The 24,198-nt window shown below is 72.6% G+C and carries 26 protein-coding genes; 9 read left to right on the forward strand and 17 right to left on the reverse strand.

All coding sequences use genetic code 11. From position 1 onward, the window contains the following. The first annotated feature begins 15 nt into the window (after window positions 1-15). From ICC28_RS05270 to ICC28_RS05280, 3 genes are read left to right on the forward strand one after another with little or no spacing between them, the layout of a single operon-like run. On the forward strand, window positions 16-492 hold the full coding sequence (locus ICC28_RS05270; protein ID WP_188287199.1) for a hypothetical protein: 477 nt from the start codon (window positions 16-18) through the stop codon (window positions 490-492). Further along, window positions 492-3,491: a branched-chain amino acid ABC transporter permease/ATP-binding protein gene (locus ICC28_RS05275; RefSeq protein ID WP_188287200.1), complete on the forward strand. Its 3,000-nt coding sequence runs from the start codon at window positions 492-494 to the stop codon at window positions 3,489-3,491. The genes ICC28_RS05270 and ICC28_RS05275 overlap by 1 nt, the downstream gene beginning before the upstream one ends. Then, the gene (locus tag ICC28_RS05280) at window positions 3,488-4,201 is read left to right on the forward strand and encodes an ATP-binding cassette domain-containing protein (protein ID WP_188287201.1); all 714 of its coding nucleotides are present in this window, start codon (window positions 3,488-3,490) and stop codon (window positions 4,199-4,201) included. Before ICC28_RS05275 ends, ICC28_RS05280 begins: the two co-directional genes overlap by 4 nt. On the opposite strand, the gene ICC28_RS05285 is transcribed toward ICC28_RS05280, so the two are convergent. Both ICC28_RS05285 and ICC28_RS05290 read right to left on the reverse strand, forming a co-directional pair. Continuing rightward, window positions 4,095-4,733 (reverse strand): transglycosylase family protein, encoded by a 639-nt coding sequence (locus ICC28_RS05285; RefSeq protein ID WP_188287202.1) that lies wholly within the window; start codon window positions 4,731-4,733, stop codon window positions 4,095-4,097. The genes ICC28_RS05280 and ICC28_RS05285 overlap by 107 nt on opposite strands. A 118-nt stretch (window positions 4,734-4,851) precedes the next feature. Next, window positions 4,852-5,499, reverse strand: a complete 648-nt coding sequence (locus ICC28_RS05290; protein ID WP_188287203.1) for a transglycosylase family protein — start codon at window positions 5,497-5,499, stop codon at window positions 4,852-4,854. A gap of 539 nt (window positions 5,500-6,038) precedes the next feature. Between ICC28_RS05290 and ICC28_RS05295 the strand changes: the two genes are divergently transcribed. Together ICC28_RS05295 and ICC28_RS05300 are read left to right on the forward strand one after the other, a co-directional pair. After that, window positions 6,039-6,821 carry a hypothetical protein gene (locus ICC28_RS05295; protein WP_188287204.1) on the forward strand — a complete coding sequence of 261 codons (783 nt, stop codon included), beginning with the start codon at window positions 6,039-6,041 and terminating at the stop codon, window positions 6,819-6,821. Between the two features lie 70 nt (window positions 6,822-6,891). Next, entirely contained in the window at window positions 6,892-7,209 is a 318-nt protein-coding gene (locus tag ICC28_RS05300; protein WP_188287205.1) for a hypothetical protein, read from the forward strand. Between the two features lie 64 nt (window positions 7,210-7,273). Here ICC28_RS05300 and der read toward each other — a convergent pair whose 3' ends face one another. The 5 genes from der to aroH all read right to left on the reverse strand — a co-directional run bounded on the left by der (window position 7,274) and on the right by aroH (window position 11,696). Beyond that, window positions 7,274-8,752 carry a ribosome biogenesis GTPase Der gene (gene der, locus ICC28_RS05305; RefSeq protein ID WP_188287206.1) on the reverse strand — a complete coding sequence of 493 codons (1,479 nt, stop codon included), beginning with the start codon at window positions 8,750-8,752 and terminating at the stop codon, window positions 7,274-7,276. Window positions 8,753-8,828: 76 nt separating this feature from the next. Then, window positions 8,829-9,476 carry a lysophospholipid acyltransferase family protein gene (locus tag ICC28_RS05310; protein ID WP_188287207.1) on the reverse strand — a complete coding sequence of 216 codons (648 nt, stop codon included), beginning with the start codon at window positions 9,474-9,476 and terminating at the stop codon, window positions 8,829-8,831. Beyond that, window positions 9,473-10,159: a (d)CMP kinase gene (gene cmk / locus ICC28_RS05315; protein ID WP_188287208.1), complete on the reverse strand. Its 687-nt coding sequence runs from the start codon at window positions 10,157-10,159 to the stop codon at window positions 9,473-9,475. The genes ICC28_RS05310 and cmk overlap by 4 nt, the downstream gene beginning before the upstream one ends. Window positions 10,160-10,245: 86 nt before the next feature. Further along, window positions 10,246-11,331 (reverse strand): prephenate dehydrogenase, encoded by a 1,086-nt coding sequence (locus ICC28_RS05320; protein WP_188287209.1) that lies wholly within the window; start codon window positions 11,329-11,331, stop codon window positions 10,246-10,248. After that, window positions 11,328-11,696: a chorismate mutase gene (aroH, locus tag ICC28_RS05325; RefSeq protein ID WP_188287210.1), complete on the reverse strand. Its 369-nt coding sequence runs from the start codon at window positions 11,694-11,696 to the stop codon at window positions 11,328-11,330. The genes ICC28_RS05320 and aroH overlap by 4 nt, the downstream gene beginning before the upstream one ends. Before the next feature lie 346 nt (window positions 11,697-12,042). Here aroH and ICC28_RS05330 point away from each other — a divergent pair, with 346 nt between their 5' ends. From ICC28_RS05330 to ICC28_RS05345, 4 genes are read left to right on the forward strand one after another with little or no spacing between them, the layout of a single operon-like run. Then, on the forward strand, window positions 12,043-12,693 hold the full coding sequence (locus tag ICC28_RS05330) for a hypothetical protein (protein WP_188287211.1): 651 nt from the start codon (window positions 12,043-12,045) through the stop codon (window positions 12,691-12,693). A gap of 23 nt (window positions 12,694-12,716) precedes the next feature. Beyond that, window positions 12,717-13,301, forward strand: a complete 585-nt coding sequence (locus ICC28_RS05335; RefSeq protein ID WP_188287212.1) for a DUF6529 family protein — start codon at window positions 12,717-12,719, stop codon at window positions 13,299-13,301. Next, window positions 13,298-13,702 (forward strand): Rieske (2Fe-2S) protein, encoded by a 405-nt coding sequence (locus ICC28_RS05340; RefSeq protein ID WP_188287213.1) that lies wholly within the window; start codon window positions 13,298-13,300, stop codon window positions 13,700-13,702. Before ICC28_RS05335 ends, ICC28_RS05340 begins: the two co-directional genes overlap by 4 nt. Window positions 13,703-13,724: 22 nt before the next feature. Further along, a complete protein-coding gene (locus ICC28_RS05345; RefSeq protein ID WP_188287214.1) occupies window positions 13,725-14,468 on the forward strand; it encodes a DNA polymerase beta superfamily protein in 744 nt (247 codons plus the stop codon). On the opposite strand, the gene ICC28_RS05350 is transcribed toward ICC28_RS05345, so the two are convergent. The 10 genes from ICC28_RS05350 to ald all read right to left on the reverse strand — a co-directional run bounded on the left by ICC28_RS05350 (window position 14,394) and on the right by ald (window position 24,105). After that, entirely contained in the window at window positions 14,394-15,146 is a 753-nt protein-coding gene (locus tag ICC28_RS05350) for a DNA polymerase beta superfamily protein (protein ID WP_188287215.1), read from the reverse strand. The two genes, ICC28_RS05345 and ICC28_RS05350, sit on opposite strands and share 75 nt — an antisense overlap. Before the next feature lie 3 nt (window positions 15,147-15,149). Then, window positions 15,150-16,169, reverse strand: a complete 1,020-nt coding sequence (locus ICC28_RS05355; RefSeq protein WP_188287216.1) for an ADP-ribosylglycohydrolase family protein — start codon at window positions 16,167-16,169, stop codon at window positions 15,150-15,152. After that, window positions 16,166-16,882 (reverse strand): NUDIX hydrolase, encoded by a 717-nt coding sequence (locus tag ICC28_RS05360; RefSeq protein ID WP_188287217.1) that lies wholly within the window; start codon window positions 16,880-16,882, stop codon window positions 16,166-16,168. Before ICC28_RS05360 ends, ICC28_RS05355 begins: the two co-directional genes overlap by 4 nt. An 82-nt stretch (window positions 16,883-16,964) precedes the next feature. After that, entirely contained in the window at window positions 16,965-17,501 is a 537-nt protein-coding gene (locus tag ICC28_RS05365; protein ID WP_188287218.1) for a TIGR03086 family metal-binding protein, read from the reverse strand. 300 nt (window positions 17,502-17,801) lie between these two features. Continuing rightward, window positions 17,802-18,920, reverse strand: a complete 1,119-nt coding sequence (locus tag ICC28_RS05370; RefSeq protein WP_188287219.1) for a pseudouridine synthase — start codon at window positions 18,918-18,920, stop codon at window positions 17,802-17,804. Next, on the reverse strand, window positions 18,920-19,486 hold the full coding sequence (gene scpB, locus ICC28_RS05375) for an SMC-Scp complex subunit ScpB (RefSeq protein ID WP_411158569.1): 567 nt from the start codon (window positions 19,484-19,486) through the stop codon (window positions 18,920-18,922). The genes ICC28_RS05370 and scpB overlap by 1 nt, the downstream gene beginning before the upstream one ends. A gap of 50 nt (window positions 19,487-19,536) precedes the next feature. Next, a complete protein-coding gene (locus ICC28_RS05380; RefSeq protein ID WP_188287221.1) occupies window positions 19,537-20,865 on the reverse strand; it encodes a segregation/condensation protein A in 1,329 nt (442 codons plus the stop codon). Window positions 20,866-20,883: 18 nt separating this feature from the next. After that, a complete protein-coding gene (locus ICC28_RS05385; RefSeq protein ID WP_223188351.1) occupies window positions 20,884-21,393 on the reverse strand; it encodes a hypothetical protein in 510 nt (169 codons plus the stop codon). Window positions 21,394-21,434: 41 nt separating this feature from the next. After that, window positions 21,435-22,427, reverse strand: a complete 993-nt coding sequence (locus tag ICC28_RS05390; protein ID WP_223188427.1) for a ParA family protein — start codon at window positions 22,425-22,427, stop codon at window positions 21,435-21,437. A gap of 553 nt (window positions 22,428-22,980) precedes the next feature. Beyond that, entirely contained in the window at window positions 22,981-24,105 is a 1,125-nt protein-coding gene (ald, locus tag ICC28_RS05395) for an alanine dehydrogenase (protein ID WP_188287224.1), read from the reverse strand. Between the last annotated feature and the right edge of the window lie 93 nt (window positions 24,106-24,198).

The raw sequence follows: 24,198 nt of genomic DNA on the forward strand, positions 1-24,198 counted from the left end.
GTGTGGGAGTCGACGATGCGGACAGCCCGACTGCGGACCGTGCACCCCGTCCTGTGGGCCGGCTGGGCCGCGCTCGCCGCGGGGGCGGTGCTGTGCGTCCTCGGCTGGTACGGCGTCTCCGGCGAGCGGTTCGCCGAGCGGCAGCTGCCCTACCTCGCCTCCTGCACGGTGCCCGGCGCCGCGCTGATCGTCGCCGGGGCGGTGTTGCTCACCCACGGCCGGGGGGCGCTCGCCGCCGCGCGCGTGGAGGAGCTGCACGGCCTCCTGGTGGCCGCCGAGCCGGCCGACGCCGAGGAGTCCGGTACGGCGGTGACGGCGCCGCTCGCGGCCAGCGGGGAGCTGCGGATGGTGCCGGGCGGGACGCTGCTGCACCGCGCGGACTGCCCGCTGGTCGCCGGCAAGGAGGAGGCGGTGCCGGTGGACGCCAAACTGCTGGCCGGCGGCGAACTGGGCCCCTGCCCGATCTGCGAACCGGCCGAAGAAACCGACTGATGGCCTCCCTGACCTACGACCTGACGCTGGCCGGCCTGTCGGTCGGCAGCGCGGCCGCGCTCACCGGGATCGGCCTGGTCGTGACGTACCGCGCGACCGGCGTCCTCAACTTCGCGCACGGGGCCGTCGCCATGGTGTGCGCGTACGCGCTGCGCCAGTGCGTGGTGGAGTGGGGCTGGCCGCTGTGGGCGGGGGCCGCGGTGACCCTGCTGGTGCTGGCCCCGGCGATCGGCATGGCGCTGGAACGGTTCGTCTTCCGGCCGCTGTCCGTGCTCGGCGGCGATCCGGCGCAGACCCTGGTGGCGTCCATCGGCGTGTTCGTGCTCCTGGTGGGCGGGGCCGCGCTGCTGTGGGGCCAGGGGGCGCGGGACGACGCGCCCGAACTGCTGGTGGCGGCGGACCCGTGGGGGCAGTTGGCGGTGGCCGTGGCGCTGGCCGGGACGGTCGGAGCGGTCATCCGGTGGACCCGGTTCGGCCGGGAGCTGCGGGCCGTGGTGGACGACCGGCGACTCGCCGTGCTGAGCGGGATCGACGCGGACCGGGTGGCGGCGGCGGGCTGGGCGTTCGGCTCGTTCACGGCCGGCCTGACGGGCGTCCTGCTGGCGCCCTACGTACGCCTGGACCCGTACGGCCTGCCGCTGCTGGTCATGGAGGTGGTCGCGGTCGCGGTGGCGGCGCGGATGCGGAGCCTGCCGGTGGCCGTGGTGACGGCACTGGGGATCGGCGTCGCGCAGAGCCAGTTGACCCGGCTGCACCCGTCGGGCTGGGGCGAGCCGCTGCTCCAGGCGGTCGGCGCGAACCTGTTCGTGGTGGCCCTGCTCGTCGCCGCGCTGGCCCTCCCCCGCGTCGGCACGCGCGACGCGCTCCCCCGCACGGCCACCGCGCGCGTGCCGACGCCACCGGGCGCCTGGATCGTGGCGATGGTGCTGTTCCTGCTGCCGCTGGGCTTCGCGGGCTCGGACCTGCACACCTCCGTCCAGGTGCCGGCGCTGGGCGTGGTGCTGCTGTCCCTGGTGGTCGTCACCGGCCGCGGCGGCCAGATCTCGCTCGGGCAGGCCGCGTACGCGGGTCTCGGTGCCCTGTTCACCGCCCTGCTGGCGGCGGACCGCTTCCCCGGCCTGCCGCGCCTGCCCGAACTGGCCGCGCTGGCGGTGGCGGTGGTCCTGGTGGCCCCGCTCGGCCTGCTGACCGGCTGGCCCGCCATCAGCCGCCGGGGCCTGGCCCTCGCCCTCGCGACCTTCGCGGTCGGCGTCGGGGTGAGCCGCTTCGTGTTCGCGCAGCCCTACGCCACGTCCGGCCTGACCCTGGACCGCCCGGCGGGCTTCGACGGCGACCGGGCGTACTACGTCCTGGAACTCGCCCTCCTGACGGTCGCCCTGCTCACCACGCGCGCGTTGCGCCGCGGCCGCACCGGCCGCGCCCTCGCCGCCCTGCGCGACCACGAGGCGGGCGCCTCGGCGGCGGGCGTACGCGTGCCGTCCCTCAAGCTCCTCGCCTTCGTCTCCGGCGCCGCCCTGGCCGCCCTCGGCGGCGGCATGCTCGCAATGGGCGTACGCGCCTTCGACCCCGGCGCCTACGACCCCGTCCGCGGCCTCCTCTGGTTCGCCGCGGTCGTCGTCCTCGGCGCCGACAGCACCCTCGGCGCCCTCACCGCCGCCGCCCTCCTGGTCGGCCTCGACGCGGGAACCCGGGGCGGCGTGGCCGCGGCGGTCATCGGCCTACTGGCGGTCCTGGTCGGCCGCTTCCCCGGGGGCCCCTACGAGGCACTGCGCACGGCGGGCACGCGGCTGCGGCTACGGCATGCAGCGAGACTCACACCCGCGGGTGCGACGGCCCGCAGAGGGCTGAGGCCAACAGAACGACGAGCGCCCCAACCGGAGCCCGGCAGAAGCCCGACCCCCACGCACCAGCCACCGCCCGAAGCCGGGTCACCCAGAAGCCCGAGCCCCACGGAGCGAAAACCGCCCCAGACCCGCACACGCTGGAGCCTGCCCCTGACGAAACGGCGACCACCCCAGACACACGCACGCTGGAGCCTCACCCCGACGAGACAGCGGCTGGCCCAGGCACGCGCACGCTGGAAACCGAGGCCAACCGGGCAGCCACCGGCACAACCCGGGGCGCGCTGGAGGCTCGGGCCCGGGGAGGCAGGGCCGGAGAGCCGACCCGAGCCTGCTCCCACCCCCCACCCCGCCGCGGCCGCCGACGGCGCCGAGCCCCGACAGGGGCCACCCGCACCCGACAACGAAAGTGGTACGGGTGGTGCGGGTGGGAAACCAAACCCGGCCGAAGGCCGGGTGCCCACCCTCACCACCCGCACCCTCCACGCCCACTACAACACCTTCAAGGCCCTGGACGGAGTGGACCTCGACGTACCCCCCGGCCGGATCACCGCCGTCATCGGCCCCAACGGCGCCGGAAAAAGCACCCTCTTCCACTGCCTGGCCGGCACCCTCCGCCCCACCCACGGCCAAGTCCTCTTCGACAACCACGACATCACCCACCTCACCCCCCACGCCCGCACCCGCCTCGGCATCGCCCGCACCTTCCAGCAACTCGCCGTCTTCCCCACCCTGACCGTGGCCGAAAACGTCCGCGTAGGCGCCGAACAAACCCACCGCACCGGCAACGAGACCGCCGTGGAACAGGCCCTGCGCCTCTTCGCCCTGGACGGCCCGGTACGGGACCTGCCCGCCGCCGACCTCCCCACCGGCACCCTCCGACGCGTAGAACTCGCCAGAGCCCTCGCGGGCTCCCCCCGCGTCCTCCTCCTGGACGAGCCCGCCGCCGGCCTGGACACCGCCGAGGTCACCGCGCTGGCCCGCGTGCTCAAGGCTCTCGCCGCCGACGGCACCGCCCTGCTCGTCGTCGAGCACGACCTCGACCTGGTCGCCGGCCTGGCCGACGTCGTGCACGTCATGGCGGCGGGCCGCATCGTCGCCTCCGGCCCGCCCGCCCACGTCCTCGACGCCTTCGGCGCTCAGGAGACCCCCGTATGACCATCTCCCTGCGCCACGCGCGCGTGCGCTACGGCCCCCTGGAGGCCCTGCACGGCGTGACCCTGGCGGCCCCGGCCCCCGGCCTGACCGTCCTGCTGGGCCGCAACGGATCCGGCCGTACCACCGTGCTGCGCGCCCTCGCGGGAGCCGTGCCGCTGTCCGGCGGCGCGGTGGTGTGGGACGGCACCGACGTCACCCGCGTCCCCGCCCACGAGCGCGCCCGCCGCGGGCTGTGCCTGGTCCCCGAACGGCAGGCGGTGTTCGGCTCCCTCACCGTCCGCGAGAACCTCGAACTCACGACCCCGGCCTACGACCGCGCCCTGGAGGCCTACCCGCCGCTGGAGAGCCTGCTGCCGCGCCGGGCCGGCACCCTGTCCGGCGGGGAGCAGCGCATGCTCGCCCTCTCCCGCGCCCTGCTGTCCCGCGCGCGCGTGCTGCTCGTCGACGAACCCGTGCAGGGCATGTCCCCCGCGGTCGCGACCCGCACGTACGAACTGCTGGCCGCGTCGGAGGCGTGCGTGGTCGTCGCCGAGCAGCGGCTGCCGCCGGTGCTGCGCGACCGTCCGGCGCTGGTGTACGAACTGCGCCGGGGCGCGGTCGTGTTCAGCGGCGAGGCGCGGGAGCTGCGGGCGTCGGCGTCGGGGGCGGGGTCGGCGTCGGCAGAGGAGGACCGAAGCGGGCGGTGGTCCGGGTCGAGGCCTTCGGGATGACGAGCAGCATGCCCGGCAACAGCCGGTCAGGACGGCCGCCGATCGTCTCCTTGTTGGCCTGGTAGAGCTCCTGCCAGCCGCCCTCGATGCCGTACTTGCGGGCGATCGCCCAGAGGGTGTCGCCGGGCTTCACCGTGTGCATGCGGCCCTTGAGCCCGTACCGCTTGGAGCACACGGGCCAGGCCTCCCACCCCTGCACGGCGAGCACCTCCTGGGCGACGGCGATCTGCTCGTCCCGGGTGGCGAGGTCCGCGCGCGGGGCGTACTTCAGGCCGCCGAACTCCTCCCAGGTGGGCTGCCAGAACTGCAGTCCGCCGTAGAAGCCGTTGCCGGTGTTGACGTGCCAGCGCCCGCTGCTCTCGCACTCGGCGATGCAGCCCCACGGCCACTGGTCCCGCGCGCAGTCGTGGGGCACGCGCGTGGGTGCCGGTCCGGGGGCCGGCGGCGGCGGTGCCGCGTGGGCCGTGCCGGGGGCGAGGGCGGTGAGCAGGGCGGCCGCGAGGGCCACGACGATCGGCGTGCGGTGGCGCATCGGCCCACGCTAAGCAGCGCGGCGTCCGCGGCCGTCCCGGCGCGGCGGTGCGCCGGAAGGCCCCACCCGGTCGGCGGACCGACGGGTGGGGCCGGTACCCGGCGAGGGGGAGCTGCACTCAGATGTCGAGGCGCTGGCCGGGCACGATCAGGTTGGGGTCATCGCCGATGGCGGCCCTGTTGGCGGCGTACAGGCGCTGCCAGGTGGTCCCGTGGCGGGCGGCGATGCCGCTGAGGGTGTCGCCCTGCCGGACGGTGTAGTCGCCGCGGGACGCGCTGCGGTCGGTGTGGCCCGAGGCTCGCTCCGGCGTCTTCGACGGAGTCGACGGGGCCGACGGGGCCGCTTTGGTGGTCGCCGAGCCGGCGGCGGGAGCCGTGGCCGCTGGTGCGCTGCCGTAGGCTCCGGCACGGGCCGAGCAGGTGGGCCAGGCGCCCCAGCCCTGGCCGCGCTGCACCTTGGTGGCCACGGCGATCTGCTGGGACTTGGTGGCCCGGTCGGCCGTGGGCGCGTAGGCGGTGCCGCCGTAGGCGCGCCAGGTGCTCGCGGAGAACTGGAGTCCTCCGTAGTAGCCGTTGCCGGTGTTGATGTGCCAGTTGCCGCCGCTCTCGCACTGGGCGATGCGGTCCCACACTCCGGGGTCGGCCGCCGCGGCGTTGCCGCTCGCGGCGAGCAGTCCGAGTGGGGCGAGCAGAGCCGCCCCGGCGAGAACCGCCGTGGTACGCGTCTTACGGGCGTTGTCGCGGTTGGTATCGGCACATTCGGACATGGAATTCCCTCCCGACGGACTCGGGGTCCCCCAAGGCGGGGCGCGCTCCGCGCACTGGGTCGCGGTCGTCGCGCTCCGCCCCGTCCGCCGGAGGCAGGTGCTGCGAGCTGGCTGTGGTGCGGCCGGCGGACGTACCCGAGCGGTGCTCGTTGCACACGGCCGAGGAATCTAGGGAGGGTGGGCGGCCGGTATCAACCAATTGCTTGTCATTCCAGGCCAGTTCGCCGTTACCCGAGGTATCGGCGAATTCCGGCCACCCACTTCATTCGCTGATTTCCTGATTTGTCGGGCAGCACCTCCGACAATCTGTGAGCCACTTCACGGAACCAACTTCCTTGGACTGCCCAGGGCTTGACCGTGAGTGCACGATTTCGGGCCGGGTGTGACCGTCCGCTACGGATGGTTCGATTCCGTTCGCCGTGGTGCGTGACTCCCGCCACAGATCGCCCGTTGTCTTCTTCATGAGCCCGGGACCCGCCCGGTTCACGGGCCGGGAGCCGCCCGGCCCCGCCACGCATCACATCCCGAGGGAGCCCCCCGTGCCGCGCATGCTCGACGTCAGCGACGAGGTACGCGCCGAGATCGGCGACGAAGAAGCCGACCGGCTGCTCGCCGGAGAGAACGCCCCCGGCAGTTACGACTGCACGTCCTGCCGCACTCCGGGCGACTCCGAACAGGAGCGCACCAGCACCGTCCTGTTCATCGGCGACGAGACCGCCGTCCTCGCCTTCGCCCACGCCACCTGTCTGCCCTCGCAGGTCGTCCAGGTCACCGAGGAGCAGCTCCAGGGAGCGGTGAGGTCCATCACCGGCGACACGGCCGGCCCGGAGCCCGACAAGGTCGCACCCGAGCAGGCGGTGCTCGGGGTGACCAGCGGACTGGTGCTGATCGCCGGGGAGTTGCACCCGGCGCTGGTCGTGGAGCCGACCGGACCCATCGTGCGGCCCGGTGCGACGGGGGTCGGCGACGACTTCCTGCCGCTGCTGATCGAGCAGGGGTTCATGCCGTTGACGGCGATCGAGTCGGTGCCGCCGGTGCTGCACGGCTGGTCGGTGCTGCTCGCCATGGGCCAGCTGCACGCGGTGCTCCAGCCCGGCACCAACGGCGGTCAGCCGGTGGCCTGGTGGCAGGCGCACCAGCCGCTCCAGGTGACGGAGGGGTGGCGGGCGGCCGCCAACAAGCACCAGCAGGTGCTGATGTTCGCGGCGCCGGTGGGCTCCATCGGACGTCAGCCGCGGGAGGACCTGCTGCGCGACGCGCTGGACAAGGCGGCCGCCAACGGCAAGCTCGTCGCCTCCGCGCTGCCCCTCGCCGGCACCTGAGCACCGACGGCACACCCAAACGCCCGCCGCCCGACCGCATCCCTTCCCGTGAGCGGTCGTTTGGACATACGTGCACGCATACGATGTTTCTCCCTCGGCCACGCCGATCTACGACGCGCTCTACGCCGAGTACGTCAAGTCCTTCCGTACGCTGCCGGGCGACCGCAGCGGCGAGGAGGACCTGGGGTTCACCGCCTTCGGGAACATCCCGCACAGTACGGACCCGTACGGCGGACATCGCCCGGGGTCCTTCAGCAGCTCCTACAGCGCCTACAGCGCCGGCGCCCACAGCGCGCGGCAGTCGCAGTGGCAGCGGGTCGGGCACATCGGGCCGCAGGCGACGGGGACGCACCCGGCCCTCCAGCCGGTTCCCCGCAGAGGCATCTGAACACTGAGGAGGGCGGCTCCCGTTGGGGGCCGCCCTCTTCTCATTCCGTACGCACCGTACGCGCTTACTTCTTCTTGCCGCGCTTCTCGCGCACCCGCACCGAGATGTGGATCGGCGTGCCCTCGAAGCCGAACTCCTCGCGCAGCCGGCGCTCGATGAAGCGCCGGTAGCCCGCCTCGATGAAGCCGGAGGCGAAGAGCACGAACCGCGGGGGCCTGGTGCCGGCCTGGGTGCCGAACAGGATGCGCGGCTGCTTGCCGCCCCGGATCGGGTGCGGGTGGGCCGCGACCAGCTCCCCGAGGAAGGCGTTCAGGCGGCCCGTCGGGACACGGGTCTCCCAGCCGGCCAGGGCCGTCTCGATCGCGGGGACCAGCTTCTCCATGTGGCGGCCGGTGCGGGCCGAGACGTTGACCCGGGGCGCCCAGGCGACCTGGCCGAACTCGGTCTCGATCTCCCGCTCCAGGTAGTAGCGGCGCTCCTCGTCGAGGGTGTCCCACTTGTTGTAGGCGATGACCATGGCGCGGCCCGCCTCGACGGCCATGGTGACGATGCGCTGGTCCTGCACCGAGATGGACTCCGAGGCGTCGATCAGGATGACCGCGACCTCGGCCTTCTCCACGGCGGCCGCGGTGCGCAGCGAGGCGTAGTAGTCGGCGCCCTGCTGGAGGTGGACGCGCTTGCGGATGCCCGCCGTGTCGACGAACTTCCAGGTGACACCGCCGAGTTCGATCATCTCGTCGACCGGGTCACGGGTGGTGCCGGCCAGCTCGTTGACGACGACGCGCTCCTCGCCCGCCACCTTGTTCAGCAGCGAGGACTTGCCGACGTTCGGGCGGCCGATCAGGGCGATACGGCGCGGACCGCCGACGCCGGTGCCGCCGAAGGTCTGCTCGGGCGCCTCCGGCAGCACCTCCAGGACGGCGTCCAGCATGTCGCCGGTGCCGCGGCCGTGCAGCGCGGAGACGGGGTGCGGCTCACCGAGGCCCAGGGACCACAGGTAGGCGGCGTCCGCCTCACCGCTCGGCCCGTCGACCTTGTTGGCGGCCAGCACGACCGGCTTGCCCGCCTTGCGCAGCAGCCGTACGACGGCCTCGTCGGTGTCGGTGGCGCCGACCTTGGCGTCGACGACGAAGACGACCGCGTCGGCGGCCTCGATCGCGTACTCGGCCTGCGCGGCCACGGAGGCGTCGATGCCGAGGACGTCCTGCTCCCAGCCGCCGGTGTCGACGACCTTGAAGCGGCGGCCCGCCCACTCGGCCTCGTAGGTCACGCGGTCCCGGGTGACGCCGGGCTTGTCCTCGACGACGGCCTCGCGGCGCCCGATGATGCGGTTGACGAGCGTCGACTTGCCGACATTCGGGCGGCCGACGACGGCGAGCACCGGAAGCGGACCGTGGCCCGCCGCCTCGATGGCACCCTCGACGTCCTCCAGGTCGAAGCCCTCTTCCGCGGCGAGCTCCATGAACTCCGCGTACTCGGCGTCGCCAAGCATCCCGTGGTCGTGCGCCTCGCCCGAGCCGTCGGAATGGATCTGGTCGTTCATGAAGTCCGTACCTCGTTCAGTGTGGTGATCGGTGGACCGCCCGGTATCGCCGGTTTGATCCACTACTCAGTGTCGCCTAGCGCTCTGTCAGGCGCCTGGCGTTTTCCAGATGGGCGGTGAGCTGCTTCTGGATGCGTTCGGTGGCCTCGTCCAAGGCCTTGCGGGTGCGCCGTCCGCTGCCGTCGCCCGCCTCGAAGGGGTCGCCGAAGACCACGTCGACGCGGCTGCGCAGCGGAGGCAGCGCCTTTATCAACCGTCCGGGCCGCCCGGAGCTTCCCAGAACGGCGACCGGGACGACCGGCGCGCCGCTGCGCACCGCGAAGTAGGCGAGCCCCGCGCGCAGGGAGGCGAAGTCGCCCTCGCCGCGGGTGCCCTCCGGGAAGATGCCGAGCGCGCCGCCGGCCGACAGGACGTCGAGGGCCCGCGTGATCGCCGTACGGTCGGCGACCGAGCGGTCCACCTTGACCTGGCCGATCGCGGTCAGGAACGGGTCGAGCGGGCCGACGAACGCCTCCTTCTTGATCAGGAAGTGCGTCGGCCGGGGCGCGACGCCCATGACCATGGGGCCGTCGATGTTGTGGGAGTGGTTGACGGCGAGGATCACCGGACCGCTCGCGGGCACCTTCCAGGCGCCGAGCACGCGCGGCTTCCACAGCCCGTACATCAGGCCGACGCCGATGCGCCGCCCGACCTCGGCGCCGCGCGCCGAAGGCAGTTCGGTCACTTCCCGGCCCGCTTCTCCTCGACGAGGGTCACGACGCACTCGATGACCTGCGCGAGCGTGAGCTCGGTGGTGTCCACCTCGACCGCGTCGTCGGCCTTGGCCAGCGGCGAGGTCTTGCGGCTGGAGTCGGCCGCGTCCCGCTTGATGAGGGCCTCGCGGGTGGCGTTCACGTCGGCGCCCTTGAGCTCACCGCTGCGCCGGGCGGCGCGGGCCTCCGCGGAGGCGGTGAGGAAGATCTTGAGGTCGGCGTCGGGCAGCACGGTCGTCCCGATGTCCCGGCCCTCGACGACGATGCCCCGCTCGGCGGAGGCCGCGATGGAGCGCTGGAGCTCGGTGATCCGGGTGCGCACCTCGGGCACCGCGCTGACCGCGCTCACCTGGGAGGTGACCTCCTGGGTGCGGATCGGGGCGGCCACATCGGTGCCGTCGACCGTGATCGTGGGGTTCGCCGGGTCGGTGCCGGAGACGATCTCCGGCTTGCCGGCCGCGGCGGCGATCGCGTGCGGGTCGTCGATGTCGATGCCGTTGTTCACCATCCACCACGTGATCGCCCGGTACTGGGCGCCCGTGTCGAGGTAGCTGAGGCCCAGCTGCGCGGCCACGGCCTTCGACGTGCTCGACTTGCCCGTGCCGGAGGGGCCGTCGATGGCGACAATCACGGGCTGGGCGGCGCCGTTTTCCACGGGGGGACACCTTCCTGGTGCGGTGTGGTGGGTGTGCGGGACGCGAAAGCGCCCCGCACAAGGTTACTGGCTCGCCGGAGGCCTCCTTACTGGCGGATGGCCCAGCCCCGCTCCCGCAGCGCGGCCGTGAGCACCGGCGCCGCCTGCGGCTCCACCATCAGCTGCACCAGACCGGCCTGCTGCCCGGTGGCGTGCTCGATGCGTACGTCCTCGATGTTGACCCCGGCCCGGCCGGCGTCCGCGAAGATCCGGGCGAGCTGTCCCGGCTGGTCGTCGATGAGCACCGCCACGATCTCGTAGACCCGCGGAGCGGAGCCGTGCTTGCCGGGGACGCGGACCTGGCCCGCGTTGCCGCGGCGCAGCACGTCCTCGATGCCCACGACGCCCTCACGGCGCTTGTCCTCGTCGGAGGACTGCAGCGCGCGCAGGGCCCGGACGGTGTCGTCGAGGTCGGCGGAGACGTCCGCGAGGAGGTCGGCGACCGGTCCCGGGTTCGCGGAGAGGATGTCGATCCACATCCGCGGGTCGGAGGCGGCGATCCGGGTCACGTCCCGGATGCCCTGCCCGCACAGCCGTACGGCGGCCTCCTCGGCGTGCTCAAGACGGGCCGCGACCATGCTGGAGACCAGGTGGGGCATGTGGGAGACCAGCGCCACGGCGCGGTCGTGGGCGTCGGCGTCCATCACGACCGGGACGGCCCGGCAGTGCGAGACCAGCTCCAGGGCGAGGTTGAGGACCTCGGTGTCGGTGTCCCGGGTCGGGGTCAGCACCCAGGGGCGGCCCTCGAAGAGGTCACCGCTGGCGGCCAGCGGGCCGGACTTCTCGCGGCCCGACATGGGGTGGGTGCCGATGTACGAGGACAGGTCCAGGCCGAGCGCCTCCAGCTCGCGGCGCGGGCCGCCCTTGACGCTGGCCACGTCGATGTAGCCGCGGGCCACCCCGCGGCGCATGGCGTCGGCGAGGACGGCGGCCACATGGGCGGGCGGGGCGGCGACGATCGCGAGGTCGACGGGCCCGTCGGGCGCCTCGTCGGTGCCGGCGCCCAGGGCGGCCGCCGTACGGGCCTGCTCGGGGTCGTGGTCGGCGAGGTGGACGGTGACGCCGCGTCCCGCCAGGGCCAGGGCGGCCGAGGTGCCGATGAGGCCGGTGCCGATGACGAGTGCGGTTCTCACTGGGCGATGTCCTTGCGCAGGGCGGCCGCGGCGCCGAGGTAGACGTGCGCGATGTCGGCGCGCGGCCGGTCGGACTCGATGTGCGCGAGGACCCGGACCACGCGGGGCATGGCGCCCTCGATGTCCAGCTCCTGGGCGCAGATCAGGGGTACGTCGGCGAATCCGGCGCCGAGCTTGCGGGCCGCGGCCGCCGGGAAGTCGCTGTGCAGGTCGGGCGTGGCCGTGAACCAGATGCTGATCAGGTCGTCGGCGGTCAGGCCGTTCCGCTCCAGGATCGCCGTGAGCAGGGCCCCGACCTGCTCGTCCATGTGGCCGGCCTCGTCCCGCTCCAGTTGGACGGCCCCCCGGACCGCTCGTACCGCCACGGCGCTGCTCCTTGCTGATGTACGGATCGCCTCTTCGACCCTCCAGCCTATGCGGCCCCGGTGGGCGGGGTGCGCGGCGCCCGCCCGCTGAGACGGCTGTTCACAGCCTCTGCTGCCGGACCAGCTCGTCGGGGGAGGCGGGCACCTGCCTGTTCCCGCCGCCGCCCGGGCCGGGGAGGCCGCCGAGCAGATCACCGAGGTTCGGTTCTCTTCCGGTCATGGTCACCATCTCACCGGAATGTCGCTGTTCCGCTATTTGGGGCGAGAACACCACCGTGCGCCTCTTTACGCCCGGCGCGAGGTCCGCTCTGATGGCACAGGAAGCTCGTCTCGGGGGAGGCCGTTCATGAAGCGTCCTGGACCGCTGCTCACCCTTCTCACCGGACTCGCGCTCGCCGTCCTGATGCTGTCGCTCAACGCCACGACGGGGACGCGGAGCACCTCCGCGGAGACCAGCCCGTCCCCGGCCCCCACGAGCACCCCGCCGCCCCCGACCGTCACCCCGTCAGCGTCCCCGTCCCCGACCCCCGTCCCGGACGGCAGGTATGCCGGCCGTACCGACGACGACTCCGCCGCGATCGCCCTCACCCTGCGCGACGGCGGCGCTGTCGCGTACTTCTGCGACGGCCGCACCCGGGAGTCCTGGCTGAAGGGCGACGTCGAGGACGACGGGTCGATGCGGCTGACCGGCAAGGACGGCTCGGTGCTGAACGGCACGCTGAAGGAGGACAACCGGATCAGCGGCACGGTCGACGTCGGCGACGGACAGCATGGCTTCACCGCCGACCGGGCGAAGAAGCCGTCCGGTCCGTACCGGGCGACCGCCACCGTGGACGGCACACAGGTCGACGGCGGCTGGATCGTGCTGCAGGGCGGACGGCAGGTCGGCATCGTCACCCGCGACGGCACCCCCTCGCCCGCCCCCTCGATCGACCCGGAGACCGGCGCGGTGACGGTCGACGGACAGCAGCTCACAGCCCGGCCCGCAACCCCCTGATCCCCCTGCCACGGGAGCCGATCATGACCGTAGACCCGAACGCCGTCACCCAGGACTTCCCCTCGCCCCGCCCCTCCCACGGCAGCCCGCACCCCGCCCGTTACCTGGTCCCGGCGCTCGTCGCGGGCGCGGTCGCCGTGGCCCTCGGGGTGTACGGCAAGGTCCACGACCCGGCGGGCACGGCCTTCAACCTCGCGGGCTTCAGCAGCACCCAGGCGGTCAAGTCCTGGCTGGCGACGGCCGCGATGTTCCTCGCCCTCGTGCAGCTCGTCTCGGCGCTGATGGTGTACGGGAAGCTGCCGGGCCCGAGCTGGTCGGCGCCGCTGCACCGCTGGTCGGGCCGGGCGGCGTTCCTGGTGGCGGTGCCGGTCGCGGTGCACTGTCTGTACGCGTTGGGCTATCAGTCGTACGACACGCGCGTTTTGTGGCACTCCCTCCTGGGTTGCTTCTTCTTCGGCGCATTCAGTGCCAAGATGCTGCTGCTCCGCTGGGAGCGGCTGCCCGGCTGGCTGCTGCCGTTCGTCGGCGGGCTGGTCCTCACCACCCTCACGATCATCTGGCTGACGTCCGCCCTCTGGTTCTTCCGCACGTTCGGAGTGACGACATGACCAACCGCCCGACGCGCCGCACCGTTCTCCTCGCGACCGGCGCGGCGGCGCTCGTCACGGGGTGCAGCGAGTACGGCGACGACAACGACGACTCGTCCTCGAACGCCTCCCCCGGCCAGGAGCTGGCCACCACGTCCGACATCCCGGTGGGCGGGGGCACGATCTTCAAGGACGAGGAGATCGTGGTGACGCAGCCGAAGGAGGGCGAGTTCAAGGCCTTCTCCAGCATCTGCACCCATCAGCGGTGCACGGTGGCCAACGTCGCGGACGGCACCATCAACTGCACCTGCCACGGCAGCAAGTTCAACATCACGGACGGTTCGGTGGCCAACCCTCCGGCGACGAAGCCGCTGCCCGAGAAGAAGGTCACCGTGGAGGGAAATTCGATCCGCCTGGCGTGAGGCGCCGCGTACGCTCCCCGGCATGCACCCCGAGAGCCTGGTACGCGACCACACGATCTACGCCTGCGTGATGGGTTCGCGCGCCTTCGGTCTGGCGACGGAGGGCAGCGACACCGACCGGCGGGGCGTGTTCCTCGCCCCCACTCCCCTGTTCTGGCGCTTCGACAAGCCGCCGACGCACGTGGAGGGCCCGGCCGAGGAGCAGTTCAGCTGGGAGCTGGAGCGCTTCTGCGAGCTGGCGCTGCGCGCGAATCCCAACATCCTGGAGTGCCTGCACTCCCCCGTCGTGGAGTACGTCGACGACACGGGCCGCGAACTGCTCGCCCTGCGCGGGGCGTTCCTGTCCCGGCAGGCCCACGACACCTTCGCGCGGTACGCCGTGGGCCAGCGCAAGAAGCTCCAGGCCGACGTCCGCAACCACGGCGCCCCGCGCTGGAAGCACGCGATGCACCTGCTGCGCCTGCTGACGAGCGCCCGCGACCTGCTGCGCACGGGCGAACTCACGATCGACGTCGGCGATCAGCGCGAGCCGCTCCTCGCGGTGAAGCGGGGTGAGGTGCCGTGGCCGGAGGTCGAGGCGCGGATGACCCGGCTGGCGGCGGAGGCGGAGGAGTCCGCGCACCGCAGCCCGCTGCCCGCCGCACCGGACCGGCGGCGCGTCGAGGACTTCCTCGTCCGCGTCCGCCGTACCTCAGCGCTCCAGCCGGATCCGTACGACGAAGTCGTGCAGGGCGTCGTACCCGGCCGGGTTGTCGGGCAGGGCTGACTCGGCCTGGGCCTCGTCCAGCACCCCCTGCAGCCGCTCGACGTCGGCCTTCACGCGCGCGTGGTCGACGGCGGCCGGCCCGTGCTCCCGCTCGACCTTCGCCTCGATCAACTCGGACAGGTGGGCCGGGGCCTCGGCCACCTCCCCGAGCAGCGTGGGCAGATGGGCCTGCACCTCCCCGCTGCGCATCAGATGGATGCCGGTGAGCAGGACCCGGAAGGTGTAGAGCAGCGGCTTGAGTTCGCCGGTCTTCGCGAACAGCCGCCACTGGGTGTTCGCGAACCCCCGGTAGTGGTGGGCGTGGTGGCTGGTGACGACCCCGGGCGCGAGTGCGGCCAGCTCCCGGTGCGCGTCGGTGGTGTGCACGACGAGCGGTGACAGCAACTGCTCCAGGACGTAGCCGTTGCGGCGCAGCATCAGCCGGACGAACTTGCGCAGGTCATGGGTGACCAGGTCCATCTCGACGCCGTCCCGGTCCCACATCCGGGACCGCGTCTCGTCCGGCTCGCGCAGGCCCACGAGGTCGGCGGCGGGCAGCAGGTGCACACCGCGCAGGTCCACGTCCGAGTCGCGGGACGGGAAGCCGTACAGGTGGGCGCCGGAGACGGTCGCGAACAGCAGCGGGTGGGGCTGCTCGGCGACCACCGGGGCGAGGTCGATGTCCAGGGCGTCGGTCATCGGTCAAGCGTCCCAGAGGGCACCGAGGGTGATCAGGTCGCCCCGGTACTCGATCCGGTCCGCCCACTCCCGGGGCCAGGCGTCGGCGCCGAGGTACGCCCCCGCGAAGGCGCCCGTCAGGCAGGCGACGGAGTCCGAGTCGCCGGAGGAGCAGGCGGCCCGGCGCAGCGCCGTCACCGGCTCGTCGACGAACAGCAGGAAGCACAGCAGCCCGGTCGCCAGCGCCTCCTCGGCGATCCAGCCCGCGCCGGTGGCCAGGCACGGGTCGGTCTCGACCGAGCGGTCCCGCACGGCCTGCTGAAGCCGTTCCAGGATCTCCAGGCACTCGTCCCAGCCGCGCGCGATGAAGTGCTCCGGGGTGGGGTCCTGGGCGCGGGTCCACAGGTCGCCGAGCCAGGCGTGGTGGTAGCGGGTGCGGTGGTCGTAGGCGTACGACCGCAGCAGGCCGACGAGTCCGGTCGGCTCCGCGCCCTGCGCGAGCAGCCGTACGGCGTGCGCGGTCAGGTCGGAGGCGGCGAGCGCCGTGGGGTGCCCGTGGGTGAGCGCGGACTGCAACTGGGCGGCGCCCGAGCGCTGTTCGTCACTCAGCCCGGGGGCGAGCCCGATCGGCGCGACGCGCATGTTGGCGCCGCAGCCCTTGGAGTGGATCCGGCTGGCGTCCTGCCACGGCAGGCCCGGGTCCTCCAGCAGTTCGCATGCGCGCAGGCAGGTGTTGCCGGGTGCCCGGTTGTTCTCCGGGGAGCGGTTCCACGCGATGAACTCCTGCCGCACGGGTCCGGCCAGCCCGGCGGGCCCGAGCACCCCCCGGTCCATGGCCGTCCGCAACCCCCTGCCCAGCGCCAGCGTCATCTGCGTGTCGTCGCTGACGATCGCGCGCCGCGGCAGCTCCATCTCCCGCCACGGCCCGCACTTGGCGAGGATCGACGGCACGTCGTTGAACTCGGTCGGGAAGCCGAGGGCGTCCCCGAGGGCGAGCCCCACCAGGGCCCCGGTGGCGGCGCGCTTCTTCACGAGGGCGGTCATGCGGAGGGTCCTTCCGGGGTCGGCCGGAGCAGCGGCGGGTGGAGGGCGGTGGCGGTGCCCGCGCGGTACAGCGCGGCGGGCTTGCCGCGGCCGCCGGTGAGGCGGGAGGCGCCGGGCACCGGCTCGACGAACCCCGGCGTGGCGAGCACCTTGCGCCGGAAGTTGGGCCGGTCCAGGGCGGTGCCCCACACGGCCTCGTAGACCTGCTGGAGCTCGCCGAGGGTGAACTCCGGCGGGCAGAAGGCGGTGGCGAGGCAGCTGTACTCGAGCTTGGCGCCGACGCGTTGACGGGCGTCGGCCAGGATCCGGTCGTGGTCGAAGGCGAGCGGCCCGGCCGTGTCGTACGGCACCCAGCGCGCCTGGGCCGCGTCGCTGCCGCCGTGCGCCTCGGGCGCGTCGGGCAGCAGCGCGGCGAACGCGACGGAGACGACCCGCATCCGGGGGTCGCGGTCGGGCTCGCTGTAGGTCCGCAGTTGCTCCAGGTGCAGTCCGGAGACGTCGGCCAGGCCGGTCTCCTCGGCGAGTTCGCGCCGGGCGGCCGTCTCGGCGGACTCGTCCGGCTGCACGAAGCCGCCGGGCAGCGCCCACTGCCCGGCGTACGGCTCCTGCCCGCGCTCGACGAGCAGCACGTGCAGGGCGCCGGAGCGCAGGGTGAGGACCGCGAGATCGACGGTGACGGCGAAGGGTTCGTGGGCGTACTTGTCGTAGTCCATGACCGCCTCCCTTAATAGTCACTACGACCATAAAGGGAGGTGTCTGCCGATGGCAAGGCCCGGCGGCGCCCCGACGGTCGGATCAGGACGCGTGGCGCCCCAGGAAGGCCAGCAGCCGGGCGTCCGGCGGGGCACCGACCGGCACGGGGACCTGAGCGGCGAAACGCACGCCCCGGTCCTCCTCCGCCACCAGCAAGCGCGCCACCCGCAACAGGTCCGCGGCCAGGGTGGCGGGGATGGGCCGGGGCCGGCCGCAGGCCTGTGCCACGTCCCAGCCGTGCACGGCGATCTCGACGGCACCGGCGGCCGCCACGATCCGTACGTCCAGCGGCCGTCCGCCGATCCGGACCTCGTCCGGCGGTCCGGCCGCCCAGGCGCCGAGCACGGCGCACGCGCGCGTACGGAAGCGGCAGGCGCGGTCGTCCCGGGGGACCAGGCCGATCCGCCCGCCCGTCAGGCCCTCGTACAGCGCGTCCATCGAGTCGTCGAGGTGCCCGAGCAGCTCCTCCAGGTCCCAGCCGGCACACGGCGTACCCCGCCCGAGGCTGCCGCCCCGGACCTCGGCGACGCTCCCCAGCGCGTAGACGAGCGACCGCTCCAACAGCTCCCCGCCGCTCATGACAGCCCCCGCAGCCGCGGAGCACCCGCCGCAGGGGCCCTCAGCGCCTCCTCACGCCCCCGCCGGGCCCCACCCGGCCCCGCCCGCCACCCGCGACGCTCCGGCGCCGCCAGACGCGCCCTGTCGCCGATCCCGTGGTCCGTCGTCACAGACATCCCCGCTCCCTCCGTCAGAGACAGAGACCGGCGGAGGGCCGAAAACCAATCGGCCGGCCCCCCGGAGGGGGAAACCCCCACCCCGGGAAACCGGCCGACAGCAAGCGTCCTCGACCCCCTGGAGGCCCTAGAAGCCCTCGAAGCCCTAGAGGTCGACTTCCTTCATCAGCATCCCGACCTCGGTGTTCGACAGGCGGCGCAGCCAGCCCGACTTCTGGTCGCCCAGGGTGATCGGGCCGAAGGAGGTGCGCACCAGCTTCTCGACGGGGAAGCCGGCCTCCGCCAGCATGCGGCGCACGATGTGCTTGCGGCCCTCGTGCAGGGTGACCTCGACGAGGTAGTTCTTGCCGGTCTGCTCGACCACCCGGAAGTGGTCCGCGCGCGCGTAGCCGTCCTCCAGCTGGATGCCGTCCTTCAGGCGCTTGCCCAGGTCGCGCGGGATCGGGCCGACGATGGCCGCGAGGTAGGTCTTCTTCACGCCGTACTTGGGGTGGGTCAGCCGGTGGGCCAGCTCGCCGTGGTTGGTGAGCAGGATGACGCCCTCGGTCTCGGTGTCGAGCCGGCCGACGTGGAAGAGCCGCGTCTCACGGTTGGTGACGTAGTCGCCGAGGCACTGGCGCCCCTCGGGGTCCTCCATGGTGGAGACGACACCGGCGGGCTTGTTCAGCGAGAAGAACTGGTACGACTGCGTCGCCACCGTCAGGCCGTCGACCTTGACCTCGTCCTTCTCCGGGTCGACCCGCTTGCCCTGCTCCAGCACGATCTCGCCGTTGACCTCGACCCGCGCCTGCTCGATCAGCTCCTCGCAGGCCCGCCGGGAGCCGTAGCCCGCGCGCGCGAGGACCTTCTGCAGCCGCTCGCCCTCCTGCTCGGCGCCGGGGAAGGTCTTGGGCAGCTTGACGTCCTTCTTGCCGGCGTACCGCTCGCGGTTGCGCTCCTCGGCACGGGTCTCGTACTCGCGGGAGCGGGCGGGCGCCGTACGGCCGCCGCGCTGCTGGCCCTGCTTCGGGCCGCCCTTGGCCCCGCCGCGCGCGGAGCCGCCCCGCCCGGACTTCGGACCGTCCTGCGTGGCCCCGGGGCCGACGTCGTAGCGCCGCTCCTCGGGGCGCGGCTTCTTCGGCCGGCCTCCCTGCTTGTCGTCGCGGTTGTTACCGGCACCGCGGTAGTTGCCGCGGCCACCGCCACTCCCGCCGCGGCCGCCGCTGTTGCCACCACGGCTCCCGCCGTTGTTTCCGCTGCTGTTCCTGCCGCTGCTGCTTCGCATCAATGTTCCGTCTTGTCGTCTGCGTCGGAATCCGGAGCGTCCGGATCGAACGACGGAACCCCTTCCGCGGTCTCGGCCTCGATCGCCTCCGCCTCCGGGAGGAAGGGCGCGAGCTCCGGGAGCTCGTCCAGGCCGCGCAGGCCCATCCGTTCCAGGAAGTAGTTCGTCGTCGTGTACAGGATCGCACCTGTTTCGGGTTCCGTGCCCGTCTCCTGGACCAGACCCCGCTGCAGGAGGGTGCGCATGACCCCGTCGCAGTTGACTCCGCGCACGGCCGAGACCCGGCTGCGGCTGACCGGCTGCCGGTACGCGACGACGGCGAGCGTCTCCAGGGCCGCCTGGGTGAGCCGGGCGGTCTGCCCGTCCAGGACGAGCCGTTCCACGGCCGCGGCGTTCTCGGGCCGGGTGTAGAACCGCCAGCCGCCGGCCACGTACCGCAGCTCGAAGCCGCGGCCCTGCCGGGCGTATTCGTCGGCCAGCTCGCGCAGGGCGTTCGCGATCTGCCGCCGGGGCCGTTCGAGGATCTTCGCCAGGCGCTCCTCGGACGCGGGCTCGTCCACGACCATCAGGACGGCCTCCAGGGCGGGCTTGAGCTGGAGATCGGCAACGGTCTCGGTCACGGCTTGCTCTCCTCCTTCGGCTCGTCCGGCGGCCGGTCGAACTCGTCGGTCACCCTCGGTGTCTCGTCCCCCTCGCCGCCGGTCCAGCGCACCAGCAGCTCCCCCAGCGCGGTCTCCTGCTCCAGCGCGACGGCCTTCTCCCGGTACAGCTCCAGCAGCGCCAGGAACCGGGCCACGACGGTCAGCGTGTCGCCGGTGTCCTCGACGAGCACCCGGAAGCTGGCCTCCCCCAGCTCCCTCAGCCGCGCGACCACGATGCCGGCCTGCTCCTGCACGCTGACCAGCGGCGCGTGGATGTGGTCGACGTACACCTGCGGCTTGGGCTTGGGCTGCATCGCCTTCACGGCGAGCTTGGCGAATCCTTCCGCCCCGATGCTGATGACGACGTCGGGCAGCAGGTCGGCGAGGTGCGGCTCAAGGCCGACGGTACGGGGATAGCGCCGGGCCTCGTCAGCCAGCCTCCGGTCGAAGATCTCCGCGATCTGCTTGTACGCCCGGTACTGCAGGAGCCGCGCGAACAGCAGGTCCCGCGCCTCCAGCAGCGCCAGGTCGGCCTCGTCCTCCACCTCGGCGGCGGGCAGCAGCCGCGCCGCCTTGAGGTCGAGCAGGGTCGCCGCGACCACCAGGAACTCGGTCGTCTCGTCCAGGTCCCAGTCCGGACCCAGGGCCCTGATGTACGCCATGAACTCGTCGGTCACCTTCGACAGCGCGACCTCGGTGACATCCAGCTTGTGCTTGGAGATCAGCTGGAGCAGCAGATCGAAGGGACCTTCGAAGTTGGCAAGCCGAACCTTGAAAACACCGTCGTCCCCGGAACCGGCTTCCTCGACGACGACCTCTTCGGCTACGCCCCTTTCGGCAGCGGGCACCCCGACGACGGCTCCCCCGACAGAGGGCTCCTCGGCGGCGGGCGCCCCGATGGCGGCCTCCCCGACAGCGGGCTCCCCAGCCGCAGCCTTCTCGGCAACGGGCCCCTGAGCGACGGCTTCCCCGACAGGGGGCTCCTCGGCGACGGCTCCCCCGACAGCGGACTCCTCAGCCGCGGCCCTCTCGGCAGCCGACCCCGAAGCGGCGGCTTCCCCGGCGACAGGCCCCCCGACAGCGAGTTCCCCAATGGCAGACCCCCCGACAGGGGGCTCCTCGGCGGCGGGCGCCCCGATGGCGGCTTCCCCGGCGGCGGCCTCCTCCGCAGCAGCCTCCTGGGCGGCGGCCTCCGCGGCAGCGGCAGCGTCCACCGGCTCCGCTTCGGGCTCCGGCCCGGCTGCCGCCCCCGGCCCGCGCCCCAGCGCACGCCGACGGCCACGGGAAACGTCGTTCGAGGTCATAGCCCCCGCAGGCTACCGCTACCGCCCGCGAAGCCGTCGTACGAGGATGCTGGCGTCCCCGCGGGTCTCCAGATCGGCGAGCACCACCGCGACCGCCTCCCGGACGATCCGCCCGCGGTCGACGGCCAGGCCGTGCTCGCCGCGGAGCACCAGCCGGGCGTGTTCCAGGTCCATCAGTTCCTCGGCGGAGACGTACACGGTGATCTTCTCGTCGTGGCGCTCGCGCCCGCTGGGCCGGCGGGCGGCCGCCCGCCCCCGCTTGCGCGGCGCCGCGGCAGAAGAACCTTCCTGCGCCCCCTGCCGCCGCCCGGAACCGGCACCGGCCCCGGACGCGGCGGACCGGCTGCGGGACTCCCCGTCGTCGGCCGCCTCCGGCTCCGCCGCCACGTGCTCCGCGCCCTCGCCGCCCTGCGCGGGCACCGACTGCGGCGCGTCCTCCGCGGCGGCGGGATCGCTCTCCCCCGCGGGGGACGGCACCCGGGCCTCGCCGTTGGCCGGGCGCCGGGGAGTGGACGGCTGGAGCGCCATTCCCCCTGTCGTACGGAACAGTTCGTCGGCCCCCGGCAGACTCACTCGGCGTGACACCGGGCGAGCACCTCCCTGGCGAGCTGGCGGTAGGCGGCGGCACCGACGGAGTTGGAGGCGTACGTGGTGATCGGCTCACCGGCGACCGTGGTCTCCGGGAAGCGGACCGTGCGCCCGATGACCGTGTGGTAGACGTGGTCGTCGAACGCCTCGACGACACGCGCGAGCACCTCACGGCTGTGCACGGTGCGCGAGTCGTACATCGTGGCGAGGATCCCGTCGAGCTCCAGCTCCGGGTTGAGCCGCTCCTGGACCTTCTCGATGGTCTCCGTCAGCAGTGCGACACCGCGCAGGGCGAAGAACTCGCACTCCAGCGGCACGATCACCTTGTGCGCCGCCGTGAGGGCGTTCACGGTGAGCAGGCCGAGCGAGGGCTGGCAGTCGATCACGATGTAGTCGTAGTCGTCCATCAGCGGCTTGAGCGCCCGCTGAAGCGTCGACTCACGGGCCACCTCGGAGACGAGCTGGACCTCTGCCGCCGACAAGTCGATATTGCTGGGCAGCAGGTCCATGTTCGGGACCGCGGTCTTCAGCAGGACCTCGTCGGCCGACATGCCCCGCTCCATGAGCAGGTTGTAGACGGTGAGGTCGAGCTCCATCGGGTTGACGCCGAGTCCGACCGACAGCGCGCCCTGCGGGTCGAAGTCGACGAGCAGCACCCGGCGCCCGTACTCCGCGAGCGCGGCACCCAGGTTGATGGTCGACGTCGTCTTGCCGACGCCGCCCTTCTGGTTGCACATCGCGATGATCTTCGCGGGACCGTGGTCGGTCAGCGGGCCCGGAATCGGGAAGTACGGCAGCGGACGCCCGGTCGGGCCGATGCGCTCACGGCGCTGGCGGGCAGCGTCGGGCGCGAGCGTGGCCGCGTACTCGGGGTCGGGCTCGTACTCCGCGTCGGGATCGTAGAAGTGCCCGTCGGGCAGTTCGTCGTAGTCGGCGAAGTGGTTGTGGGGCGCGCCACTTCCGTCGCCGGCCATGGCGTTCACGTGATGGCCATCCATGCTCTGGTGTGCTGGGCGAGTCAGTTCTGAGGTGTGACTCTGGTGGGCTGCGAAGGTGCGCACCGCAACGGAGCCGACAGCCTCGAACCCCGCGGGAACCTGACCCCGCGCAGGGCTTCCTGGTTGACCACCCCCGGGAGTAAATGTCGACTCATTCACAAGTCGTCTTACCTCCTTGGTGACCAGGAAACTTCTAGACAGGTCAGCGTGGCACCATGCCGACGGTTGGCGACTCTATGGCGTGTCGGCGGTCCGCAGCAACACAATCCGCCGGACCCGGCACGATGTGTCGGCAATGAAACATCCCTCTGTCAAGGGCGTACGGCCGTCGCACGGTAGGTTTCACCGGTGTGCGAATCGGTCGAAGGGTTACGTTCGAGGCGAGTTGATCGAGCGTCGCAAAGTGACCATACACACATCCGGCCGGACCTTGTCGGCAAGGTCCGGCCGGGTGGGCGACGTTGACGTCCAGTGTTGACGTATCGCCTTTACGAAAAGGTGACTTAGTCGCGAACGGTGGGCCTGCGGCTCAGCCGAGCAGCGACTCCAGCTCGACGTGCTCCAGCCCGTGCGCCTCGGCGACCTCGCGGTAAACGACCTTGCCGTCATGGGTGTTGAGACCCTTGGCGAGCGCCGGGTCGCGGCGCAGCGCCTCCACCCAGCCGTTGTTGGCCAACGAGACGATGTACGGCAGCGTGGCGTTGGTCAGCGCGTGGGTGGAGGTGTTGGGCACCGCGCCGGGCATGTTGGCGACGCAGTAGAAGACCGAGTTGTGGACCTTGAAGGTCGGTTCGGCGTGCGTGGTGGGACGCGAGTCCTCGAAGCAGCCGCCCTGGTCGATCGCGATGTCGACAAGGACACTTCCGGGCTTCATGCGCGACACCAGCTCGTTGGTGACCAGCTTCGGGGCCTTGGCGCCCGGGATGAGCACGGCACCGATGACGAGGTCGGCGTCGAGGACGGCCTTCTCCAGCTCGAAGGAGTTGGACATGATGGCCCGGACCTTGGTGCCGAAGACCTTGTCGGCCTCGCGCAGCTTGTTGATGTCGCGGTCGAGCAGCGTGACGTGGAAGCCCATGCCGACGGCGATCTGCGTGGCGTTCCAGCCGGAGACACCGCCGCCGATGACGACGGCCTTGGCGGGCTGGGTGCCGGGGACGCCGCCGGGGAGCACACCACGGCCGCCGGCCGAGCGCATCAGGTGGTAGGCGCCGACCTGCGGGGCCAGGCGGCCCGCGACCTCGGACATCGGGGCGAGCAGCGGGAGCGCGCGGGAGGGCAGCTCGACCGTCTCGTAGGCGATCGCCGTGGTGCCGGACTCGATGAGGGCGTCCGTGCACTCCTTGGAGGCGGCCAGGTGCAGGTAGGTGAAGAGCGTCTGGTCCTTGCGGAGGCGGTGGTACTCCTCGGCGATGGGCTCCTTGACCTTCAGCAGCAGGTCGGCGGTGGCCCACACCTCGTCGGCGGTCTCCAGGATCTGGGCGCCGGCGGCCACGTACTCGTCGTCCGTGATCGAGGAGCCGACGCCGGCGTTGCGCTCGATGACGACCTGGTGACCGTTGCGCACGAGCTCGTGCACACCGGCGGGGGTGATGGCCACCCGGAACTCGTTGTTCTTGACCTCGCGGGGGATGCCGACCTTCACGTCGATCACGGTCCTTGGCTCAGAGGGTATGGGGCACTACAAGACATACCCGGGCAGACACGGGCGCACCGGGAGACACCGCAGGAGAAGGTGCGGCAGAGC

Source organism: Streptomyces sp. TRM68416 (assembly GCF_014596915.1).
Lineage (GTDB): Bacteria > Actinomycetota > Actinomycetes > Streptomycetales > Streptomycetaceae > Streptomyces.

What these genes read in the sequence shown, in the direction of transcription:
- ICC28_RS05290 (WP_188287203.1), bottom strand. Translation starts at nt 5,499, where the DNA reads ATGTCCGAATGTGCCGATACCAACCGCGACAACGCCCGTAAGACGCGT.
- ICC28_RS05345 (WP_188287214.1), top strand. Translation starts at nt 13,725, where the DNA reads ATGCACCCCGAGAGCCTGGTACGCGACCACACGATCTACGCCTGCGTG.
- ICC28_RS05270 (WP_188287199.1), top strand. Translation starts at nt 16, where the DNA reads ATGCGGACAGCCCGACTGCGGACCGTGCACCCCGTCCTGTGGGCCGGC.
- ICC28_RS05390 (WP_223188427.1), bottom strand. Translation starts at nt 22,427, where the DNA reads ATGGCCGGCGACGGAAGTGGCGCGCCCCACAACCACTTCGCCGACTAC.
- ICC28_RS05380 (WP_188287221.1), bottom strand. Translation starts at nt 20,865, where the DNA reads ATGACCTCGAACGACGTTTCCCGTGGCCGTCGGCGTGCGCTGGGGCGC.
- ICC28_RS05355 (WP_188287216.1), bottom strand. Translation starts at nt 16,169, where the DNA reads ATGACCGCCCTCGTGAAGAAGCGCGCCGCCACCGGGGCCCTGGTGGGG.
- ICC28_RS05365 (WP_188287218.1), bottom strand. Translation starts at nt 17,501, where the DNA reads ATGAGCGGCGGGGAGCTGTTGGAGCGGTCGCTCGTCTACGCGCTGGGG.
- scpB (WP_411158569.1), bottom strand. Translation starts at nt 19,486, where the DNA reads ATGGTCGTGGACGAGCCCGCGTCCGAGGAGCGCCTGGCGAAGATCCTC.
- ICC28_RS05340 (WP_188287213.1), top strand. Translation starts at nt 13,298, where the DNA reads ATGACCAACCGCCCGACGCGCCGCACCGTTCTCCTCGCGACCGGCGCG.
- ICC28_RS05335 (WP_188287212.1), top strand. Translation starts at nt 12,717, where the DNA reads ATGACCGTAGACCCGAACGCCGTCACCCAGGACTTCCCCTCGCCCCGC.
- ICC28_RS05370 (WP_188287219.1), bottom strand. Translation starts at nt 18,920, where the DNA reads ATGCGAAGCAGCAGCGGCAGGAACAGCAGCGGAAACAACGGCGGGAGC.
- ICC28_RS05360 (WP_188287217.1), bottom strand. Translation starts at nt 16,882, where the DNA reads ATGGACTACGACAAGTACGCCCACGAACCCTTCGCCGTCACCGTCGAT.
- ICC28_RS05285 (WP_188287202.1), bottom strand. Translation starts at nt 4,733, where the DNA reads ATGCGCCACCGCACGCCGATCGTCGTGGCCCTCGCGGCCGCCCTGCTC.
- der (WP_188287206.1), bottom strand. Translation starts at nt 8,752, where the DNA reads ATGAACGACCAGATCCATTCCGACGGCTCGGGCGAGGCGCACGACCAC.
- ICC28_RS05275 (WP_188287200.1), top strand. Translation starts at nt 492, where the DNA reads ATGGCCTCCCTGACCTACGACCTGACGCTGGCCGGCCTGTCGGTCGGC.
- ICC28_RS05280 (WP_188287201.1), top strand. Translation starts at nt 3,488, where the DNA reads ATGACCATCTCCCTGCGCCACGCGCGCGTGCGCTACGGCCCCCTGGAG.
- ICC28_RS05330 (WP_188287211.1), top strand. Translation starts at nt 12,043, where the DNA reads ATGAAGCGTCCTGGACCGCTGCTCACCCTTCTCACCGGACTCGCGCTC.
- ICC28_RS05385 (WP_223188351.1), bottom strand. Translation starts at nt 21,393, where the DNA reads ATGGCGCTCCAGCCGTCCACTCCCCGGCGCCCGGCCAACGGCGAGGCC.
- ICC28_RS05350 (WP_188287215.1), bottom strand. Translation starts at nt 15,146, where the DNA reads ATGACCGACGCCCTGGACATCGACCTCGCCCCGGTGGTCGCCGAGCAG.